At 34.5% G+C, this 21243-nt stretch carries 13 protein-coding genes and 1 pseudogene; 2 read left to right on the top strand and 12 right to left on the bottom strand.

All coding sequences use genetic code 11. The annotated features are described in order from the left end of the window. Positions 1 to 104: 104 nt before the first annotated feature. Positions 105 to 1202 carry a site-2 protease family protein gene (locus P178_RS0118580; protein WP_027067650.1) on the bottom strand — a complete coding sequence of 366 codons (1098 nt, stop codon included), beginning with the start codon at positions 1200 to 1202 and terminating at the stop codon, positions 105 to 107. 114 nt (positions 1203 to 1316) lie between these two features. Between P178_RS0118580 and P178_RS0118585 the strand changes: the two genes are divergently transcribed. Then, positions 1317 to 2252 carry a 1-phosphofructokinase family hexose kinase gene (locus P178_RS0118585; RefSeq protein ID WP_036147153.1) on the top strand — a complete coding sequence of 312 codons (936 nt, stop codon included), beginning with the start codon at positions 1317 to 1319 and terminating at the stop codon, positions 2250 to 2252. A 37-nt stretch (positions 2253 to 2289) separates the two neighbouring features. Here P178_RS0118585 and P178_RS0118590 read toward each other — a convergent pair whose 3' ends face one another. The 6 genes from P178_RS0118590 to P178_RS22350 form a co-directional block, all read right to left on the bottom strand. Continuing rightward, positions 2290 to 3594: a TolC family protein gene (locus P178_RS0118590; RefSeq protein ID WP_027067652.1), complete on the bottom strand. Its 1305-nt coding sequence runs from the start codon at positions 3592 to 3594 to the stop codon at positions 2290 to 2292. Position 3595: 1 nt separating this feature from the next. Then, positions 3596 to 6676 carry an efflux RND transporter permease subunit gene (locus P178_RS0118595; RefSeq protein WP_027067653.1) on the bottom strand — a complete coding sequence of 1027 codons (3081 nt, stop codon included), beginning with the start codon at positions 6674 to 6676 and terminating at the stop codon, positions 3596 to 3598. Next, entirely contained in the window at positions 6676 to 7755 is a 1080-nt protein-coding gene (locus P178_RS0118600) for an efflux RND transporter periplasmic adaptor subunit (RefSeq protein WP_027067654.1), read from the bottom strand. The genes P178_RS0118595 and P178_RS0118600 overlap by 1 nt, the downstream gene beginning before the upstream one ends. Positions 7756 to 8112: 357 nt before the next feature. Further along, positions 8113 to 9909: a ribonucleoside-diphosphate reductase subunit alpha gene (locus tag P178_RS0118605; protein WP_027067655.1), complete on the bottom strand. Its 1797-nt coding sequence runs from the start codon at positions 9907 to 9909 to the stop codon at positions 8113 to 8115. Continuing rightward, positions 9910 to 11184 carry a ribonucleotide-diphosphate reductase subunit beta gene (locus tag P178_RS0118610; RefSeq protein ID WP_027067656.1) on the bottom strand — a complete coding sequence of 425 codons (1275 nt, stop codon included), beginning with the start codon at positions 11182 to 11184 and terminating at the stop codon, positions 9910 to 9912. It lies immediately after the preceding gene. Positions 11185 to 11603: 419 nt separating this feature from the next. Continuing rightward, the gene (locus tag P178_RS22350) at positions 11604 to 13517 is read right to left on the bottom strand and encodes an endo-beta-N-acetylglucosaminidase (protein WP_051638355.1); all 1914 of its coding nucleotides are present in this window, start codon (positions 13515 to 13517) and stop codon (positions 11604 to 11606) included. 186 nt (positions 13518 to 13703) lie between these two features. On the opposite strand from P178_RS22350, the gene P178_RS0118620 reads away from it, so the two are divergent. Next, on the top strand, positions 13704 to 14063 hold the full coding sequence (locus P178_RS0118620; RefSeq protein ID WP_027067657.1) for a hypothetical protein: 360 nt from the start codon (positions 13704 to 13706) through the stop codon (positions 14061 to 14063). A 2-nt stretch (positions 14064 to 14065) separates the two neighbouring features. Here the strand turns inward: P178_RS0118620 and P178_RS22355 are convergent, their stop codons facing one another. The 5 genes and pseudogenes from P178_RS22355 to P178_RS0118655 form a co-directional block, all read right to left on the bottom strand. Next, entirely contained in the window at positions 14066 to 14689 is a 624-nt protein-coding gene (locus tag P178_RS22355) for a Pycsar system effector family protein (RefSeq protein ID WP_051638356.1), read from the bottom strand. Positions 14690 to 14696: 7 nt separating this feature from the next. After that, positions 14697 to 15350 carry an NAD(P)H-hydrate epimerase gene (locus P178_RS22775; RefSeq protein WP_051638357.1) on the bottom strand — a complete coding sequence of 218 codons (654 nt, stop codon included), beginning with the start codon at positions 15348 to 15350 and terminating at the stop codon, positions 14697 to 14699. 2 nt (positions 15351 to 15352) lie between these two features. Continuing rightward, positions 15353 to 16087, bottom strand: a complete 735-nt coding sequence (locus tag P178_RS0118645) for a hypothetical protein (RefSeq protein WP_027067659.1) — start codon at positions 16085 to 16087, stop codon at positions 15353 to 15355. Between the two features lie 13 nt (positions 16088 to 16100). Next, a pseudogene (locus P178_RS22365) lies at positions 16101 to 17713 on the bottom strand (glutamate synthase-related protein). Between the two features lie 17 nt (positions 17714 to 17730). Next, positions 17731 to 21237, bottom strand: a complete 3507-nt coding sequence (locus P178_RS0118655; protein WP_027067660.1) for a hypothetical protein — start codon at positions 21235 to 21237, stop codon at positions 17731 to 17733. Between the last annotated feature and the right edge of the window lie 6 nt (positions 21238 to 21243).

Genomic DNA, 21243 nt, shown 5'->3' on the forward strand with positions numbered 1-21243 from the left:
GATTAAAAAATCTAGCGAAATAATTCTCTTGAGAAATTCTATCCTTTATATTCCATTTATTCTAAAGGTTAATATAAAAAATAGATTAGTTAGTGACAGTATATTTACTCAACCTTGTTTAAGCTCGAAGTTTTAATTAGTATAAATTCGCTGATATTCGTTGTATCTATAGCTCCAACAAGCAGACCGTTTTCCACTACTGGGTAAAAATTATTCTTTTCTTTACCTATCATTTCCAATACCTTACTAATTTCCATTGAAACATCTACGGTCTTAAATTTTCTCTGCATAATATCACCAACTATCACTGATGGTGTCTTTGCATTTTTAATAACATCTTTTTGGGTCAGAACACCTATAATTTTCTCGTTCTCTACTACTACAAAGTCCTTTTCATTACCTGCTAGTAGAATAGTAATTACTTCTTCTACACTATTGTTAGCTTGTAATTTTGTGATATTAGTTAGTGTAGCCTCTTTTACCAAATGTCCTTTTAGCAAATCTCCCTGTTTTACCATTTGATTCTCACCGTATGCACCAAGAAATATAAAAAGAGCAATTAAAATTAAAAAGGGATTAAAAAATAGACCTAGTACGAAAAACACAAAAGCTAAACCTTGTCCAATACTTGCAGCAATATCAGTAGCAGAAACACGACCGAGTTTAAAGGACAAAAGTGCACGTAAAATGCGACCTCCATCCATCGGAAAAGCAGGAATTAAATTAAAAACTACCAACATTACATTGGCTACAAAAAGGTAAAATAAAAAGTTTTGAAATGTTGCCTCAAAAAGCATCTCCTCTAGGACTATTGAATCGAAATTGAAATAACTTCGTACAGGTACAACTAAAAAGAGTAACAAAGCAATAACCACATTTACCGCCGGACCTGCCAATGCTATTAATAATTCTTGAGCAGGTTTTTCTGGCATTTTTTCCAATGTTGCTACTCCACCAATTGGCAACAACAAAATATTCTTGGTATTTACACCAAACTTCTTAGCAGTCAAGGCATGCCCCAGTTCATGAAGTACCACGCAAAAGAAAAGGACTAAAATAAGTGCTTCATTTAAAAGAATTCTATTTAGACCACTACCCTTCTGTATTTCTAGAAATGCTACCCAAATAAGTAACAAAGTAAATGTCCAGTGAACTTCTATCTTAATGCCTGAAATTTTTCCTATTCTGAAAACACCTTTCATGTCTATTAATTTTAAACTAAGGTATTTGAGAACATGGTTTTTACAAATGACATTTGTCATAGCTGTAGCTAATTCATCAAATTATATTTGATACAAATCATGAATAATATTAGCATGAATAATATTATAACCCTTACTGTAAATCCCGCTATTGATAAAAGTACTACTGTACAAGGAATACGACCCAACAGCAAATTAAGATGTAACACCCCTGTATTTGAACCTGGTGGCGGCGGAATTAATGTTTCAAGGGTAATTCAAGAATTAGGAGGTACATCTCTGTGTATGTATTTGGCCGGTGGACCAACGGGAACACATCTGCAAAATCAACTAACAGATCTGAATATTGTACAGCAAGTAATACCTATTGATGGATGGGTACGTGAAAACCTTGCTGTTACCGATACCATGAATAACGAACAATATCGTTTTGGAATGCCAGGTCCTATAGTTCAAGAAAGTGAGTGGAAAAACACCTTAGTACAATTAGACGCTATACTATCTGAAAATGATTTCTTGGTAGCAAGTGGAAGCCTTTCCCCAGGAATGCCAGCTGATTTCTTTGCACAAGTTTCTAAAATAGTAAAGAAGAATAAAGCCAAATATATTTTAGACACTTCAGGTGATGCTTTAATAAAGGGTGCTAATGAAGGAGTTTACCTTTTAAAACCTAATTTAGGTGAGTTAGCAACACTATGTGGACTTAATGAAATATCATATGTTGAACTTGAAATTGTCGCCAAGAATTTCATTAAGAACAAACCTTGTAAGATTTTAGTTATTTCAATGGGACCTAAAGGAGCAATGATAGTAGCAGATAATAAAATTGATTATATAAAAGCACCTATTGTCTTTCAAAAAAGTACCATTGGTGCAGGTGATAGTATGGTGGCCGGTATGGTCTTATCTTTAGCACAAGGTAAATCCATACATGAAATGGCTGCATTTGGTGTTGCTTGCGGTACTGCGGCCACAATGACCGAAGGCACACAACTATGTAAAGCAAAAGACGTAAAAGAGCTTAATACATGGATTCTAGAGAACTCTTGAATGTTAAGTTTCTTTAAATATAACCCCTAGTATTTTTCTAAACATCTAAATTACCAGATAATTGTTTTAGAATTATCTCCGATAATTTTGCTTGAAACTTAGCATTGCTAAAACGAACCTTGGCATTAATATAATTTAATTGTGCGGTTCTAAACTCTAGAGTGGGTATGATACCAATTCTATATTTTTCAACAGTGATATCTAAGTTCTCCTTTGCAATTGCCTCATTGTTACCTTCTAGCTCAATAAGACTGATGTTCGTTAAATAGGTTTGATAAGTTGTATTCAAAAATGACAATAACTCTTGTTGCTGCTCTTCAATAGCAACTTCTGCATTTTGTAATTCTAACTTGCTAATTTTTTCATTCCTATTTTGTTTGAAACCATCAAAAAGATTCAATGTAGCCCCAAAACCATAATTAAAACCTCTAGAATTTGAACTAGTTGTAAAACCAAGACTAGATTCTGAACTTCCAAAATTATACCCGGTAGTTGCATAAATGGTAGGGTATCTTGCCGCACGTACTTGTTTTAGCTCCAACTCACTTATTCGTTTGCTAATACGTTCTGCATTCAATTCAGGATTATTGGTTACTACCTCCGTTTCCAAATTAAGCAATAGCAAACTATCATCTACAAAAATTTCTGGTACAGCTATGAAATCTGTCTTTAAATCTCTTGCTAATTGTCTATTCAATTCAATCTTGGTATTGGCATACAATTCCTTTTGACGTTGCATCAATGTTTGATCCGTATTTAAATCTACTTGTGCATTTAGCACTTCTAATTTTGAAGCTTTACCAATTGTAAAACGGTTCTGAGCCAGTTCTACCCGTTGTTTTGAAATTAGAATAGTACTATCTAAAGCAGATAATTGCTGTTGCTGTTGCACCAAGTCGTAATACGTTATCATCACCTCTCCTACCTTGGTAAGAATCACCTGTTTCAATTCTTGCTCACCTAAATTTTGATTCTGCTTTAGTTGCTCATAATTAGCGAACATACTTAAGCCATCAAATAAAGTCCAGTCTAATGCTACACCATATGAAAGGTTATTATTCTTGGCATTGTCTTGTTCAACTTGCGAACCATCAGAGCGGGTTTGAGAAAGGTTTTGAACACTATTGGTATCATCAATACTAGCTTCTAAAGTTGGTAGCATACCCGCAAAACCAGGACTTACCGATAGAGAATCTATTTTTAGATTATTACCTGCGGTAATTATTTGATAATTATTCTTAACTGCGGTTTTAACTGCATCTGTAATAGTAAGTACCTCTTGCCCAAAACAATTAAAGGCAATTAGACATACTATAATCGTTATGTATTTTAAATTGTTCATGTTATAATGTTTCTAGCGCTTTAAATTCTGGTCTTTCTACTTTCTCTCTTGACCATAACATATAAAGTGCTGGTATAACAAATAAGGTTAGCATTAATGAAAACATGGTGCCGCCAATAATTACTACACCCATTCCTATTCTACTTGTAGAGGCTGCTCCTAATGACAATGCTATAGGCAATGCACCTAATGCAATAGTTAAACTGGTCATTAAAATTGGTCGTAATCTAGATTCTGATGCTTTTAAAATAGCTTCTCTTTTCTCTAGACCTTGCTCTCGTAATTGGTTTGCGAACTCTACGATGAGTATACCATTTTTGGTCACTAGACCAATAAGCATTATGGTACCTATTTGACTGAATATATTCCAAGATTGTCCAAATAACCACAATGAAAATAGTGCGCCGGCAACTGCCATTGGCACTGTTAAGATGATAATAAATGGATCAATAAAGCTTTCAAACTGTGCGGCAAGTATTAAGAATATAAGTAATAAAGCCAAGCCAAAAGCAAACAATGTATTAGAACTACTCTCCACAAAATCTCTAGACTCTCCTCCTAAATCCGTTGTAAAAGATTCATCTAAAACTTTATCTTTTATACGCTCCATGGCTTCAATTCCATCATTAATGGTTTTACCAGGTGCTAAATTCGCAGAGACCGTGGCAGACATGTAACGATTATTATGGTATAACTGTGGCGGACTACTATGTTCTGATGTTTGTACCAAATTATCTAACTGGATCAATAAGCCATCTTTATTCTTTACGAAAATGGAAGTTAAATCCATAGGTGCATTTCTATCTTCTTTATCAAATTGCCCAATAACTTGATATTGCTTCCCGTTCATTAAAAAGTATCCGAAACGTTGCCCACTTAATGATAATTGTAATGTTTCTGCGACGTCAATTACAGAAACACCTAAAGTCTCGGCTTTTTCACGATCAATGGTCACGTAAATTTCTGGCTTATCAAATTTTAGATTTACATCTACAAATGAAAAGGTTGGTTCCTTCTCTGCTTCCGCCATAAAAGCTGGGATATTCTCTTCTAGTTTTTTAAAATTTTGAGCTTGTATTATAAATTGTATTGGAGGACCTCCCCTTCTGTTTACTGAAATTGTAGGTCGTTCAGATACGTTTGATTTTCCGCCCACGTATGCTTTAGCCCATCGTCCTAAATCTTCGGCAATTTCATGTTGTGATCGCTCTCGTTCACTAGGATCTACCAAAGCAATGTTTGCCCTACCACTATTTACAGATGATGAACCAAAACCAGGCGAAGTCAGCACTAAACTTACTTTTTTCTCAGGAACGGAATCATTGATTAATTCTGTAATATCTGTCATTAAACGGTCCATATATTCATATGACGACCCCTCTGGAGCATTTACATTTAACCGAATAAAACTACGATCATCATAAGGCGCCGTTTCTTTTGGTAGTAGAATATAGAATAAAGCAATAAGTCCTAGACAACCAACAAGTATTGGAAAACTTAGCCATTTGCGTTTCATAAAAACACGTAACGATTCTGCGTAAGAATGATTCATTTTTAAGAAATACTTCTCCGTTACGTTGTAAAATTTTGATCGCTTCTGCTTTCCTGGCTTAATAAGATAGGCATTCAGCATTGGTGTTAACGATAATGATACAAATGCGGATATGAGCACTGCAGCACCAAGTACAACACCAAACTCCCTAAAGAGCCTACCAACGAATCCTTCCAAGAATATTACCGGTAAGAATACCGCTGCCAATGTTATGGATATAGAAATAACCGCAAAGAATATTTCGTTTGATCCTTTTATAGCAGCTTCAATAGGGCTCATGCCCTCTTCTACCTTCTTATAGATATTTTCTGTTACTACTATACCATCATCCACTACAAGTCCTGTAGCTAAAACAATAGCCAATAACGTCAGTACATTTATAGAATATCCAAATAGCCACATGACAAAAAATGTAGCAATTAGAGAAACAGGGATATCAATTAATGGTCTCATTGCCATTGACCAGTTTCTGAAGAAGACAAAAATTACAAGAATTACTAATATGATGGAAATTAGCAATGTCTCGGCAACCTCTGTAACCGCTCTTCTAACAAATACGGTATCATCTATTACTATATTTAATTTAAACCCTTCGGGCAAGTCTTTTTTAAGCTTTTCGTACTCCTCATAAAAGGCATCGGCAATTTCTAAATAGTTTGTACCAGGTTGAGGAATAACCGCTGTGGCTACCATTGGCTGACCAGAATCACTCATTTTGGTTTCCATGTTCTCCCCTTCTAACGAGGCTTGACCAATATCACTTAAACGAACCAATTTTTCATTATCGGCCATGATAATGATATTATTAAATTGTTCTTCAGTATTTAAATTACCTATGGTCTTTACGGTTAATTCGGTATTATCACCAGTTAATTTTCCAGATGGCAACTCTACATTTTGAGCCAATAGAGCGCTTCGAACATCGGCTACCGTTAGACCATATGACGCTAATTTTAAAGGATCGATCCATAGGCGCATGGCGTACCTACGTTGACCCCAAATTTGCACGCTACTTACACCTGGTATAGTTTCTATTCTTTGTGCAATTACATTTTCGGCATAATCGGAAAGTTCCAGTATATTTTTACCGTCACTCTGCACGGTCATGGAAAGTATACGTTGCGCATCGGCATCTGACTTTGAAACCACTGGTGGTGCATCTAAATCATCGGGCAAACTTCTAACCGCTTGGGAAACCTTATCCCTAACATCGTTGGCTGCATCTTCTAAATTCTTGTCCAAATTAAATTCAATACTAATAGAACTTGAACCTTGAACACTTGAAGAGGTAATATTTCGAATTCCATCAATTGAATTAATGGCTTTTTCTAATGGCTCTGTAATCTGAGATTCAATAATATCTGCATTAGCGCCCGAATATGTAGTTCTTACCGATACTTGGGCGGGATCAATGGAAGGAAATTCACGGACACCTAAATACGTATACCCTATAATACCAAATAGCACTATAGTAAGATTCATTACAATGGTGAGTACCGGTCTTTTTATACTTAAGGTTGATAGATTCATTATTCTGCAAAATGTTTTTCAGGTTGCTCTAAATCTATATTTACCGGTGTTCCGTTTTTTAAGGCCATAACACCATAGGTTAAAATGGTATCGCCAGCCTTCAAACCTGTTAGTACACGTACTTCATTACCTGTACGAGCGCCTATTTTTACGTCTATCTCCTTTGCCATTCCATGGTCTGAAATAAATATACGTTTTCCATTTTGTACAGGTATCAGCGATTCTGATGGTACCATTAATGCATCATCTATACTTTCTAACGGCAACATTACATTTGCATAGGTACCAGGGTATAGTTTCCCTTCTTTATTCTCTGCTATTGCGCGCATCTTTAATGTTCTTGTTGCTATTTCAACTTCTGGTTCAATAGCATAAACTTCCGCTTCATACTCGGCTGTTGAATCTGAAGTAGTAAAAGTTAATTTAGACCCTATAGTAACTTGAGAAGCGTATTTTTCTGGAATTGAAAAAGTAATTTTTAATTTACTGGTGTTGATCAATTTGGCTATGGGTGTAATTGGTGTTACATAAGTTCCTTTAGAAATGGCCCTTAATCCTATAGTACCTGAGAAAGGTGCCCTAACTATTGTTTTGGATAATTGCGCTTTTATAAGTTGAGACTCTGCACTTGCAGATTGAAAATCTGCGCTAACAATATCATACTCTTCTTGGCTAATAGCTTGTTTTTCTAGTAGTAATTTAGCGCGACGCTCATTTTCAGATGCTAACTTTTGAGCTGTTTGTACCTTAGATAATTGAGCTTGTAATTCAATATCATTTACCTTAAATAATATTTGCCCTTGATTTACTTTAGCACCTTCTTGAAAGTTAATACTTTCTACTACTCCAGATACTTCACTTCTAATCTCTATTTGTTCATTGGCTTCAACGGTACCGGATAGCGAAATGTTATCGTTGAATTTCTGGGGATACAGAACCAATCCTTTAACTGTTGTTGCTTTGGTTGTTTCTGATGATGATTTTGGTTCTCCTATTTCGCTATTTGCATTAACGCGGTAGACAATTAGCGCGATAATTCCAATTAGCAAAACACTGTAAACAATGTATTTTGTTTTCATAGGGTTTGAGGATGGAATTTGGTTGTTTGGTTACTAACAAATCTAAACCTAATCACCAATTTTGGGTATATATTAAGTCATATTTAACAAGGTTTTAGCACCTTTACCCTCTCCTTTAACAGAAAACATGATTTAATGCAAACGAAGCATTTCTATTTGACAACAAAAAAATAAAAAGGATTAATTAAACTGAAAATTTAACATAATACTCCCTATTTAATAGGGTAGTAATTAATTCAACAATTTACTTGCGCTACCCAATTAAATAAAAAAATCTGGTGTATTAGTAAAGTAATGATACTTTGCTAATACACCAGATGTACAATATATTATAACTATTTCTAGTCTACCGAAGTCTTATGCTTCACAACTAGCACAATCTTTCTTTTGCTTAAATTTTTGTGCTGCATTCATACTATGTTGGTAGTACAATGATTTCAAACCTAATTTCCAAGCAGTCACGTGAATTTTATTAATCTCTTTCACCGGCATGTCTGGGTGAACAATAATATTCACTGACTGACCTTGATCAATATGATTTTGTCTGTTTGCCGCCTGATAGATAATATCCATCTGATCAATTTCCGAATATGTTTTAAATACATCTTTCTCCAAGTCTGAAAGGAAATCTAAATGTTGTACAGATCCGTCATAATCACGGATACTATGCCATACTTCTGTAGTATTCATTCCTTTTTCCTCTAAAAGCTCTACTAAGAAAGGATTTCTTATGGTAGTTTTTACTTTTGCAATATCCTTCACATATGTATTTGACCAAATTGGCTCTATACCCTGAGAAACCTGACCTAATATGAATGCAGAAGATGTAGTTGGTGCAATAGCGTTCAACGTAGCATTTCTTCTTCCATATCCTTTTAATACTGCTGGCTCACCAAATTTATCGGCTAACTCTTCTGAAGCAGCATATGACTTTTCTTTTATTGTTTTGAATATCTCACTATTCAAATTATATGCTTCTTGACTATTGAAAGGCAACAATTTAGATTGTAATAAAGAATGCCATCCTAATACACCTAAACCTAATGCACGGTTATCTTTTGCAAAGTTGTAAGCACGCTCCATGAACATAAACGTTTGGCGATCCTCACGACTTTCAGAATCACGGTATGCTTCTAATTTTTCACAGAATTCAGTAATAACAGCATCTAAAAAGAATACCATTGTTTCTACAGCATCAGTATCTTTCCATTTATCATAATGAAGAACATTTACAGAAGATAATACACATACAAACGACCATTCGTCACTTGATGGTAACATGATTTCTGTACAAAGGTTACTTGCATGAATTTTGTGTCCTTTTTCCTTGTATACATCCGAAGCACCGTTGTTCGCATTATCTTTAAAGAAGATATATGGGTACCCCATTTCACCTCTTCTCTGTAATACTTTTGCCCAGATAGAACGCTTTTCATTATCACCATCTACCATTTCTTGCATCCACTCATTGGTAACCGTAACACCATGAGTAAGCTCTTGAATTGGGTTACCTTCGGTACCTATCTCTAAGAATTCTTTAATATCTGCATGCTCTACCGGTAAGTATGGTGAAAAACGACCACGACGAACAGAACCTTGGCTTACTACATCTACCATAGATTCAAAAAGCTGCATAATATGTACAGCACCTGAAGCTTTACCATTATTTTTTACCTCTGCCCCTCTATGTCTAATATTACCAAAGTAACCAGATGTACCACCACCTAATTTAGACATCATACCTACTTCAGATTGAGTATATAGAATATTACCCATATCATCAGATATGTTAGAACCAAAACAACTAATTGGCAATCCTCTTTCTTTTCCGAAATTAGACCAAACTGGTGATGCCAATGAGTAAAAACCTTCACTCATGTAACCGTAGAACTTGTCTGAAAAACCAGGCATGTTCAATATTTTTTCTGCTCTATCAGCAATTTCACGAATACGAGTTTCTGCAGAAACCCCTGGTGATAAATACCCAGAACCTAGAAAGTTACGGCTATCCTCATTTAACCATTTAAAACCTTCTTCTTTGTCCTTAACTAAACTTTTTAAGGCTTCTTTTCTAGCTTGTACCAGCTCGTTAGAACCATTCAGTTTTGTTTCTTCTTGTATGCTGCTCTCTAAATTAATTTTTGAATCGTTCATTTAAAATAAGTCGTCACTGGTTATACTTTGTGTTCTTTTGCTATAGTTGATAGAGCGTTTTACGAAGAAATCGCCATGTTTTGTTCCGATAATTTCATCATCGAACCATTCTGTTTGCGATAGTAATTCTTCGTCAACGTCAAATATTTTTTCGATTCCAATACTTTCTATAGAATCGTTAAATCTCTTTTTAATGAATTCTTTCACTAATTTCTTAGGTAAGAAATCAATTTCACCTGCCTCAAAAATCCAATCTATAATATCACTTTCCGATAAGAATGCCTCTTTACACATTTCTTGTACCGTACCGTGAAATTCTTTATTGAACCATGTTGGGTTTTCATCCTTAATAATATTTATGATATCAATACCGAAATCTCCATGAATCTGCTCTTCTTTAGAAGTAGCCTCTACTACATTAGAAATACCCTTGAACATATTCTTGTGCTTATTAAAAGCCATGATTATCAAGAACTGAGAAAATAAAGACACATGCTCTATAAATAAGGAGAACAATAAAACTGACTCTGCATATTCTTGATTGTTCTCACTCTTAGAATTCTTAAGAGCTGTCTCTAAATAATGAACCCTTTTCATGATTACAGGCTTCTTCTTCAAGTTTTTAAACTCTTCGTTCAATCCTAAAATCTCTAATAAATGTGAATAAGCATCATGATGTCTAACTTCACTTTCAGCAAAAGTTGCACCTACCGAACCAATTTCTGGCTTAGGCATTTTATGATAGATATCTCCCCAAAAACTTTTAACTGCAACCTCTATTTGAGAAATTGCCAACATGGTGTTCTTTATCGCATTTCTCTCAATATCATTTAACCCTGTTTTAAAATCTTGAATATCACTTGTAAAGTTGAATTCTGTATGGATCCAATATGAGTGTCTTATTGCCGATACATATTCATATAATGCCGGGTATTCATATGGCTTAAGATTAACACGCTTTTCAAAGATATTAGACTTTCTTCTTTGTGCTTGTTCATTTCGATAAAGGATATACCCCTTGGCTACATCGAAATAACCACCTTCCATTAATTTATTTTCAACAAAATCTTGAACCTCCTCTACTGTAGGAATATAATTTGCATCCGCTTGCTTTCGTTCTAAAAGAGCTAAATGAACATTATTTGATATTACTTCAGCTTCACCAGGACCACCATGTTCAACAGCCGTCATAGCCTTTAAAATGGCATTAGTAATCTTGTGTAAATGGAAGGGTTTTGTAGTAAAATCCCTTTTAATGACTTCGGATATTTTCATGTTAAAAAAAAGTTAATGATATACTTTATTAGAGAGGTATAAAGGTCAAAAATAAATCGTCTTGATTTCATGTTTTATCAATTAAGCTTTTAACATGGTTATCAACAATTGTATTTTTAGACCAAAAACGAAGAAAACAAAAAACGCAATAAACCCTTTTTAAAAAATTGATTTTCAACTACTTAAAACTCTATATCTGAAGAAAAATATGAGATCAAGATTAAAAATTATCCTTAAAAATTATTTTGAGAATTATTTTTTTTTATGATTGATCATATGAAAATATTAAAAATAACGTACTATTAAACTTAAGCTAAATTTTAACAAATTCAATCTTAAATCTTAACAGGTTTCCTCTCAATTAAATAGCAGAATCTACATGAACCGAAGCATCAGATCTTCACCCGTTTATTCAAGTTTTAGTTTTTAGAAACTACGAGTACTTTACGTACCATTTTTCCTGTTTCACCACCTAAATTGACTGATTGAATTATTAAATTAATTTTTCCATTTTTTGTAGGTATTTCAGGAATATAGAAATCTTGTGACGGTGTTTTACCTAACCACACCTTTTCATTATTGGCATTTAAATAATAGATATTATGATAAACATTTTCTTGAATTTCATTAAAATGAATATACAATTCAGCCTTATTATCTTCTACAAATGTCTCTGCAATAAATGATGAAGTAGTCGGTTTTAATTCTTTCTTATTATATAAAGATATCTCCCCAAGAAATGCACTACCCTTTCCTTTTGTTATTATTCCTATTTCTGAAATTTGTACTTTTTTATTTCTCTGAACAGAATAAGTACCTGTACTCCATGTACTAGTTTTCTTAATTGGAAAAGTTACTATTTCTCCATTAGATAATTTGCAATACAGCTCCAAACTTAAATTGTCGGTGGTTTTTGATACAACCTGAACTTTTACAGCTTTGTCAAGTTCAATTTTTGTTTTGTATAATGGAATTTCAGTATCTTGAATACTTTCAAAGAACAAACTGCTACCACCTACATAACTATCATTAAAACTAATTGTAGCCTTAACTTTTGTACTATCTACTTGAAATTGCCATGTTGGCAATACATCTTGAATACTCAGGTTATGCCATTCCTTATTAGAAATGGTTTTCCCATTCTCATTATAGAACTTTCCTAGACCGTAATTAAAATTCGATTTAAATGGCAATTCATTTATTACACTACGTGGAGTAAAATAATCTGAGAAGCCCAACCAAGTACTTTCTCCAAATCTGGTTTCTATGGTAGGTCCGCCATTCCAGAATTTCTGTTCATTACTATATACATCTTCCGGAGTCTTTGTTTCTGATATATCAAACGTAGAATTAGACCAATATAACCCAACGGAAGTATTATTAGGTTGTCCATTTTTATATAACATATCCCATTTTACGGGAGTCTTATAACTTTTAGATTGAATATCTATACCTGCAAACAATTCCCACTCACTTCTCCCTAACTGCTGCGCCAGAGCTTTACTATCTTCTAAATTAACTTCGTTATACCTGAAGTTAATAAAGAATACATCAGACATGTTGATATCGTCATTCTGGAAATACATTTGATTATGGTTATTTAGCTCATCTTGCCATATTACCCTAGAGTCATCAATCATAGCATCATACCAAACCAATTTTAAGGTGGATTGTTCTCTGTAATACTTTATAAACTGCTGCATTAACTCGCCCACATCTCCTTTTAAATCATATGTTTCTTGATTTATGAACCATCCATCAAAATTATAAGTATTTGCTACTTCAATAAGTTTATCTGCTACAGGAAAGCTGCCATCATCATTTTTCACAAGAAACTCATAGACCCATTCCTCTTTACCTCCATATACATTAGGCGGAAAAAATACAGTACCTATACTCTTCACTCCATTTTTATGTGCAGCATCTATCCAAAAAGCGGTTGGTGGTACAATGATTCCCTCATTTGCTGAACCTCCCCATTGCACAAAATAATCTATGTATTGCCAGAATGGGAATGCATATTGTTTAACGGTAGAAAAACCTTGAGATGGATGAAAGTTGGTTGTATGTGGCGCCATTAATGCTATGACACCCGGAATCTCTTGAGTATCTGCATTCAAATTAATACTATCATTTACAAAACGATTTGCCAAACCAACATGACTTACATTAAACTTAGCGTCCCTATCGTTTTCAGGTGACCATTTTAAAAGTTCTTCCACAAACCAATAAGAAGAATATGGTTGGTTTTTCTTATACTGTTGTTCTTGTGCCTTGATGTTAAATCCGCACCAAAAAAATAATATTACAAAATACATGGTCACTTTCTTCATGGTCGTTGTCAGTTTAATTTAAAGTCTAAAGATTGTTCTTTTCTGAAGAATCTACAACTCTACTGGAATTATACAAGGTTCAACTTTAGATGAAAAAGAATATTAAAACATATAAAGTGTAGACTTTACTATAAGGTGACCTAAAACTGAAAATTTCAATACTTTCGCCATTTAATTGAATGCCATATGAATATTGAAGAATTAGTTGGTTCGTATACTATTATTGGAAGCAACCAAGACGGGGAATCGAATGTGTACAAAGGGATGCTGTTATTATCTCTAGATGATAACAAGAGAATTATAGCAAAATGGACTATTAATAAAACGCAGAAACAAACAGGCACAGGATTCTTTAAGAATAATATTCTGGTTATAAACTTTAGATATTCTGGTGAAGATCAAAATGTTTATAAAGGTGTTGTCGTATACCAGTGCCTTAGCAAAGATGTTCTAGACGGATTTTGGTCTGAGAAACATGGGAATCCGCTTTATTTAGGAGAAGAGCGTTGTTTTAGAATTAAAACGAACGCTGAACTATTAGATTAAGACTACATAGCAAACATGATATGGCAAGCTATAAACCCTATCACCGCCAAAATAATACCTACTAAGAATACATGAAAAGAAGTTCTAAGTAGTTTAAACTTTCTATCTATAGTCTTACCTAAATGAAACGTATCTCTTGCAATGGTTTTGTAAAGTTCGTCTCCCTTATACATTAAACTCGTTAGCCCTTCGGTATACTCTTCTTCATTCATGGTATTAAAATTACCGTAGAACAAAAGGTTATTAGTCCCCTTATCTCCGTGCGTAAGTTCTGGTCTAGTCGCAAATACTGCATATGCTATAGAAATTAGATTGGTTCCTAACATTATAATTGCCGGAAATATAAGATGTGGGTCTTTATCTAACTGACTTAAAACGGTACCTAGAATTATAGAAAGAATAAGCGCGTTGATAGAAATAAGAATGTTCGATTTTCTATCGATCATCGTATTCAAGGTATACTGATTTTTAGACACCAAACGAAACAAAGTTTCTGCACCACGTTCTGAGCGAGGTTCAACTTTTGAAAGTTTCTTCTTTAATTCTTTAAGCTTCTCCTTATCAATACCCAATTCTTTTCTTAGTTGCTTATCGATTTCTTTGGCTTCTTCTTTATCGTTTATCATATAATGTTTATAAAGCTATCAATTGGTTATCACTGAAATTTGGCATCTTAATATTAAAATGCTCGTAAACAGACTTTGGAATTCCTAAATCAGCCATAAACACTTCTACTTCGCTTGGTAATTTTTCTAAAATAATTTTAGGAGCTGCCAAGGTCATTACTTGGTTTGCCTTAAACCCTAACAATTCTCCATCTGTAGATATACCCACAGGAATATCCAATGAAATTCTATATGCCGATGATGCGTTGGCTAATGCAATACTTTTTACAAATGCCTCTGAAAGAGGCAATCTTTGAGAGAATCCGAGATAGGCATCTACCCAAATATCAGTGGTTTCCAGGATGCCTTCTTTTGCCCCAAATAGCAATGCTCTTTCTAATTGTGCTTTTGGCAGGTCTTTGGTAATAGGTACAACCAAATCTAAATTCACATTAAATCCCCAAGCAGCAAGTCTACGAGCAGCTACTAGTCCGCCGCCGCCATTGTTTCCATTACCAACGCCAATAGTAATTACAGAGGTCTCAGTTGCTTTTTTTGCGATTAATCTTGCTAATTGAAGCCCTGCATTTTCCATCATCAATTCAATGGACAGGTTGTATTTTTCAACTGCCCAATAATCCATTTCTTTAAAGGCTTCTAAGGAAAGACTGGTTACCTGCATATTTACTTTTTATAGGTGTTAATAGCTTCCGTAAAAAACTGTACCGCTTGTTCTTCATTAATATTTGTAGCTGGTAAAACTGCTCCTTTGAACCCTTCATTTTTCCATTCACCTAAGGAAAGTGAATCAAACTTAGAAGTATCTAAACCACTATGACCTTTGTATCCGCTGATATAAAAATAGTGTTCAGTGACCATCGTATCGGGTACAGCTAAACCAAAGCCAATAGATAAATCATCAGAAATTATAACATAAGCACCCGAATCAAAATGATGTGGCCAAATACGAATATCTGATTCTAAACAATTTACGGCAAGCGTTTTTTCTAAACCAGACTGCGTTAAAGTTCTTAAATCGGCAAGTTCCTTTAATTTAGACCCATCTAGTACAAAGGTGAAAGAATCATCAATTGAATATGGCAGGTCGTAATGAAAATCATAGGTATATGTCTTACCCAAAAATGAATCTGCAGAATTCGTTAACCATTCCAATACTTGTTGATGGGTTTTTCCATCCAACGCAAAAGAAGCTTTGTTCTTAGGAGAATCCCACTCCAAAGAAAAGGTGTTGTAGTTTAAAGCAAGAACGTCTCCGTCTGTTGATAATGAGTGTGTTTCTAAACGTTGTTTATCAATCGACCATCCAAGATTAGTATGACTATCATCTGCCTTCTTCTCTACAAAACTTATTCCTGCAGCTGCTAAATATTGTGCTGCTAAGTGCATCATTTTTTCCATTTATATTTTGTTTTTAGGGGTTAACACCACCATAATTAATTCCTGTTAAACGATGCATGTCATGATTAAAAGTAGATAGATCTTCAAAATTGAATTTTGAGATATCATCATGACCACAGGCTCTTGCAATAACTTTTATAAGGTTATTTGTGGCATCAAAATAGTTATGTAATTGTTTCGCCGAAGAATCTATAATCAACCTACTTCGCAATGATTCTTTTTGAGTAGCAATACCCACCGGACAGTTGTTACTACCACAAGCACGCATACCCAAACAACCAATTGCCTGCAAAGCTGAGTTGGATACTGCAATAGCATCTGCCCCCAACATAAGGGCTTTACCAAAATCTTCGGCAATTCGTAAACCTCCTGTAATTACCAAGGTTACATCTGTAGCACCTACTTTATCTAGATATTTTCTTGCTCTTGCCAAAGCAGGTATTGTAGGTACATTAATATTATCTCTTAATATGGTCGGTGCAGAACCTGTTCCCCACCTCTACCATCTAAGATGATATAATCTACACCTACATCTAATGCAAACTGAATATCTTTTTCTATATGACTGGCTGCTATTTTGAATCCGATTGGAATACCACCCGTACGTTCTCTTACCTGAGCTGCAAAAAATTTGAAGTCATCTACACCATGAAAATCTGGAAAAGTTGCCGGAGAAATTGCCGTCTCGCCTTCTTTTAAACCTCTTACCTCAGCAATTTCCTTACTTACTTTAGCACCTGGCAAATGACCGCCAGTTCCTGTTTTTGCTCCTTGTCCGCCTTTAAAATGGAACGCCTGTACTTTATCTAGCTTATCCCACGAAAATCCAAATTTTGCCGAAGCCAGTTCATAAAAATACTTGCTGTTATTTTCTTGCTCATGAGGTAACATTCCGCCTTCTCCTGAGCAAATACCTGTACCTGCTAACTGCGCTCCTTTAGACAAAGCTATTTTAGCTTCTCTAGATAATGCGCCAAAACTCATATCACTAACAAATAAAGGAATATCTAAATGTAAAGGCTTCTTGGCTTTAGGACCAATAACCACCTTTGTTGCTACGGCAACTTCATCTATTAAAGGTCTTCTTGCCAATTGGGCAGGCAAAAATTGAATATCGCTCCATTTTGGCAAGGTATTTCTATCCACCCCCATAGAAGCCGAGAATCCGTGATGACCCAAGTTTTTTAATCCATTTGTGGCTAATTCTTTTATATACCCTGTATACGGTTCTGTTTCTTCAGGATGGGTATCTGCGTAAGCTCCTAAATAAGCATCTCTATTAAATGGCTGCGGACTGGCTACTAAATAAGCATCTATCTCTTCTTCATCAACAAAAAGACTATCCCCTTCTATTTTAGTAGTAAACTTTTGTAACACCTCTGCATTATTGTATTCTGAAACTCCAGTATCTACTCTATAATCCCAGCCGTGAACACCACAAATAAGGTTATGACCATCCACATGACCATCTGACATTAAAGCTCCTCTATGCAGACATCTACCGTACAATACAGAAATATCATCATCAAATTTTACAATAACTAAATCCAAACCATTGACTAATGCGTGTTCTGGTTTCTTGTTTTCTAAAGTGCTTACTTGAGCAATTGCAATTGGTTTTTTCATTGGTTGTAATTTTTTAATTAAAAAGAAAAGCCTAGTGCGAAGACTACACGCCCCCCATCTACACTATTAAAATATCCTAGATTTACCGTAAATGCCTCGGCTCCTATAAGCCAAGCTGACGCACCTACCGAATTATGCCATTTATTAGAATTGTCATCTTCAACCCAAACCCTACCATAATCGAAGCTACCGGTAAGTCCAAATCTAAATGGAACAAGGCTAGTTCTTAACCCTCCTAAAGGAAACCTTAAATCTGTATTCTGATAAAAAGATTGTTTTCCCGTAAATCTTTCATTTCTAAATCCTCTTAAACTTTTGATACCACCAATAGTTGCTGCATGGTAAAACTCAAAATCATCACCAATCAATGCTTCACCTGCAATCTTGGTTGCAAAAACGATACTTCCGCTTTTGGTTAATTTATGGTCTATAATTAATTGTGGTTGTATGTAGGCAAAGCTATTATCTGCGCCGGTATTACCTATATTCGTTTTATAACCTATAGTCAATCCTGCATCTAGTCCTAAAGTAGGGAAAGCGGCACTGTTTTTATTTTTGAAATTATAAGCAGTTTCTACACCCGCATAGGTTTGCCTATCAAAAATTGTATTAGTCTGTGGTAGTTGTGCTACAAAACGACCCTCTGTATTATCAACCTCAAAAGATTCTATTAAAGGTTTAAAATAGAAAGAACCTCCGTTAATACCTTCCCATTGCAATGACACTGCTGCTTTAAATTTACTAATTCTAATTCTATTAAAATCTAAATCTTCCTCATCAGCATCATAGAGCGTTTCATTTCCAAAACCGAAGAAATTCTCTGAAAAACTAGGACTTGTATATAAACCTTCTAAACCAAAATTCCAGTTATGAAATATATTTGAGAATTCACCTTTATACGACAAATCGAAACCTGATGTACTGGTATAATATGCTGCATTGATACTATGCTTATACGTAAACGGATTACGTTGTAAACTATATGATGTATGATTGCTAATCACTCCTAATTTCACTCCGTCATCCGGATTAAATGCTATGATAGGCAACAACTGGTTAAAATTATACTTTACTTTTTTATGATCGTAATTATTTAATTCATAATCATTTACCAACCATTTTTTAGATCTTTTATTTACAATGGTATTCTCCTTATCCTTGTAATCGTATAATTTTACTTTTCGAGTATTCTTAAAATCGTAAGTATCATTTTTCTTCCCTCCTACTATTTTAATTTTTATAGGATGATCTCCTTCTCCTTCTACCGTAAAAGTATCTTTACCATCTAACCCGAAGAGCCAAATTTCTTTGGTAACATCGCTTGAAAATGTATGATTCAATAGACCTAAATCTTTACGGTCTATTTTTACCGAAGTCTTTCCATCAGCCAACCTCGTTATTGTAAAATCATCTGCTTTTTGTGTTCCAGTAACTACTTGAAATTTATTCAAATAGACGTAATACGCTTTTGAAATTTTTTTAAGATTATCTCGTCTGCCTTTTAATTTCTGCTTTATATCATCGATAACAGGTCCTTTTATTTCTTCGGGAATTGCTTCAAAAGCATTTTCAATATCAGCATCTGATAGTTCTTTTTGAATATGATCAGTTTGCTTTTCCCATTCTTCCCATCCAGAGGCATGAATAAAAGTTAGGTCTAAATGATACGGAGACGTTGCAAACCATTTTACACTTCTAAGGTCTTCATCATAAGTTTGCATTTTACGCAACCCTGGTATTACTCTTGTTAAAAAACTGATTAAAGTACCGTCGTATTTTGAAAATGCTTGATCCCTGTCTCTAGGTATTGGACTGCAATACTCCGTTCCGTCTTCATTTTTATAAAGCGCCCAGCGCCATTGGTCTTCATGACGGTCCCAATCTCCCAAAAGCATATCGAATATTCTTGCACGGATATAAGAAGGCTCATCTACCACAGATTTACCCGACCTGTTTATTTCTTGTAAAACATCTGCAGTACTTAATATTTTTAACGGTTTCCCAAAACTCTCTGCTTCTATTTGTGTATCGCCTACATGTTCTTCAATCATGTATAACTCATCGCCAAACTCGTCATTATAAACACCTAAGGTTTCTTGTTTAGGAATGTAATATAAAATAGGATTGGTATGATTGACACCAACCGCATCAGACAATCCACCTATAACAAAAGGAGTATATGGGTTTGAAGTCGTATAAAAATCGGCTAAAAATTTATCGACGGTTGTACCGTCTAAAACATCGCCAATATAAGTTTCCTGAAAAGCATTCGCTTGTAAGAACTTTATGGTACTCTTTTTTAAAGCGCGCATAACATACTGCTTACCCCCTTTATCTTCTAATCTAAGCGATTTTGATTGTTGCCCTCCTCCTCGTTTTAAAGGAGTTAAACCGCCCATTAATGTATCTAAGAAAACAACTGGCGCATCAACTTCTTTACCATAGAATTTACGATAATGTTCACCCCAAAGCGCTTTATAGAATCCACTTTTAGTAGCAGCTTCTTTAGTATAAATAGCCGCTGATTTAGTTGTTCCTAGATTTTCATTAAAGTTGTATACTTCTAAATCTTCAGTTTCGTTCTTTAGAACGGTCGTCTTAAAAACCTCATTAAAAGTGCCGTTTTCTAAAGCATAGTATTTTGCCAATACACTACCGTTAGTAGTAATATCTAGACGTACATAACCCTTTTTAGCAATAGAAAAATCACTTTGTTCGCCATTTTTTACTGCTTCAAGTTTACCGGCTGCTCCACTTATAATTTGAGGTACATTACCTTTTATATATTGCAAGTTTTTACTTTGACCAGACAAAAAGATAACGTTATCTGCCCCTACGGCAATTGTCTTTAATCTGTTTCTAAGTGATCGGTATTGCTTATTTTGAAATTCTTGTGTAGAGAATCCGCCAATATTACTAAGAAAACCTTGTTTACTATATGTTTTTGTTGGGTGATGTATTGCAACAAAAACGATTTTGCCTTGTGCTTTTTTTATGCGATTTTCAAATTCCAAAAAGAATAAAGTTCTATTCTGTATTTCAGACTCTTCATTAATATAAATGTGATCGTCCCAGTTTTCTAAAAACCATTGAGAATCTACCGTAATCAATTCTACGTTTTCTCCCAAATCTTGATGCTTAATAGGTTCTGCATCATCAGGAGAAAATTTGGCTTTGCTATTTTTCTGAATATACTTTTCAATATCAGAAACACTTTTATACCCATTTACCCACTCTTTATTACCAGGAATAAAAATGACATCATTTCCTAAATTTGATAATATAGACAACTGCTTATCCAATGATTTTTCTATTTCAGTTTTAGGTGCAGCGTTACCTAATATTAATAGGGTAGGTTTATTTACTAATTTCGATTTTTTTGAAATCTCAGAGAGCACTTCAGTATCAGAAACATCCCATGTGTTGGCTGTAACATAAATGGACCGCTCTATTTCTTGAGAAGAAATAGTACTCGTAACTAATACTAAAAGGAAGATTAGGAGAAAATGGGTGAACTTTTTCATTATAGT

Origin of the sequence: Maribacter sp. Hel_I_7, assembly GCF_000688315.1 — a bacterium.
Taxonomy (GTDB): domain Bacteria; phylum Bacteroidota; class Bacteroidia; order Flavobacteriales; family Flavobacteriaceae; genus Maribacter; species Maribacter stanieri.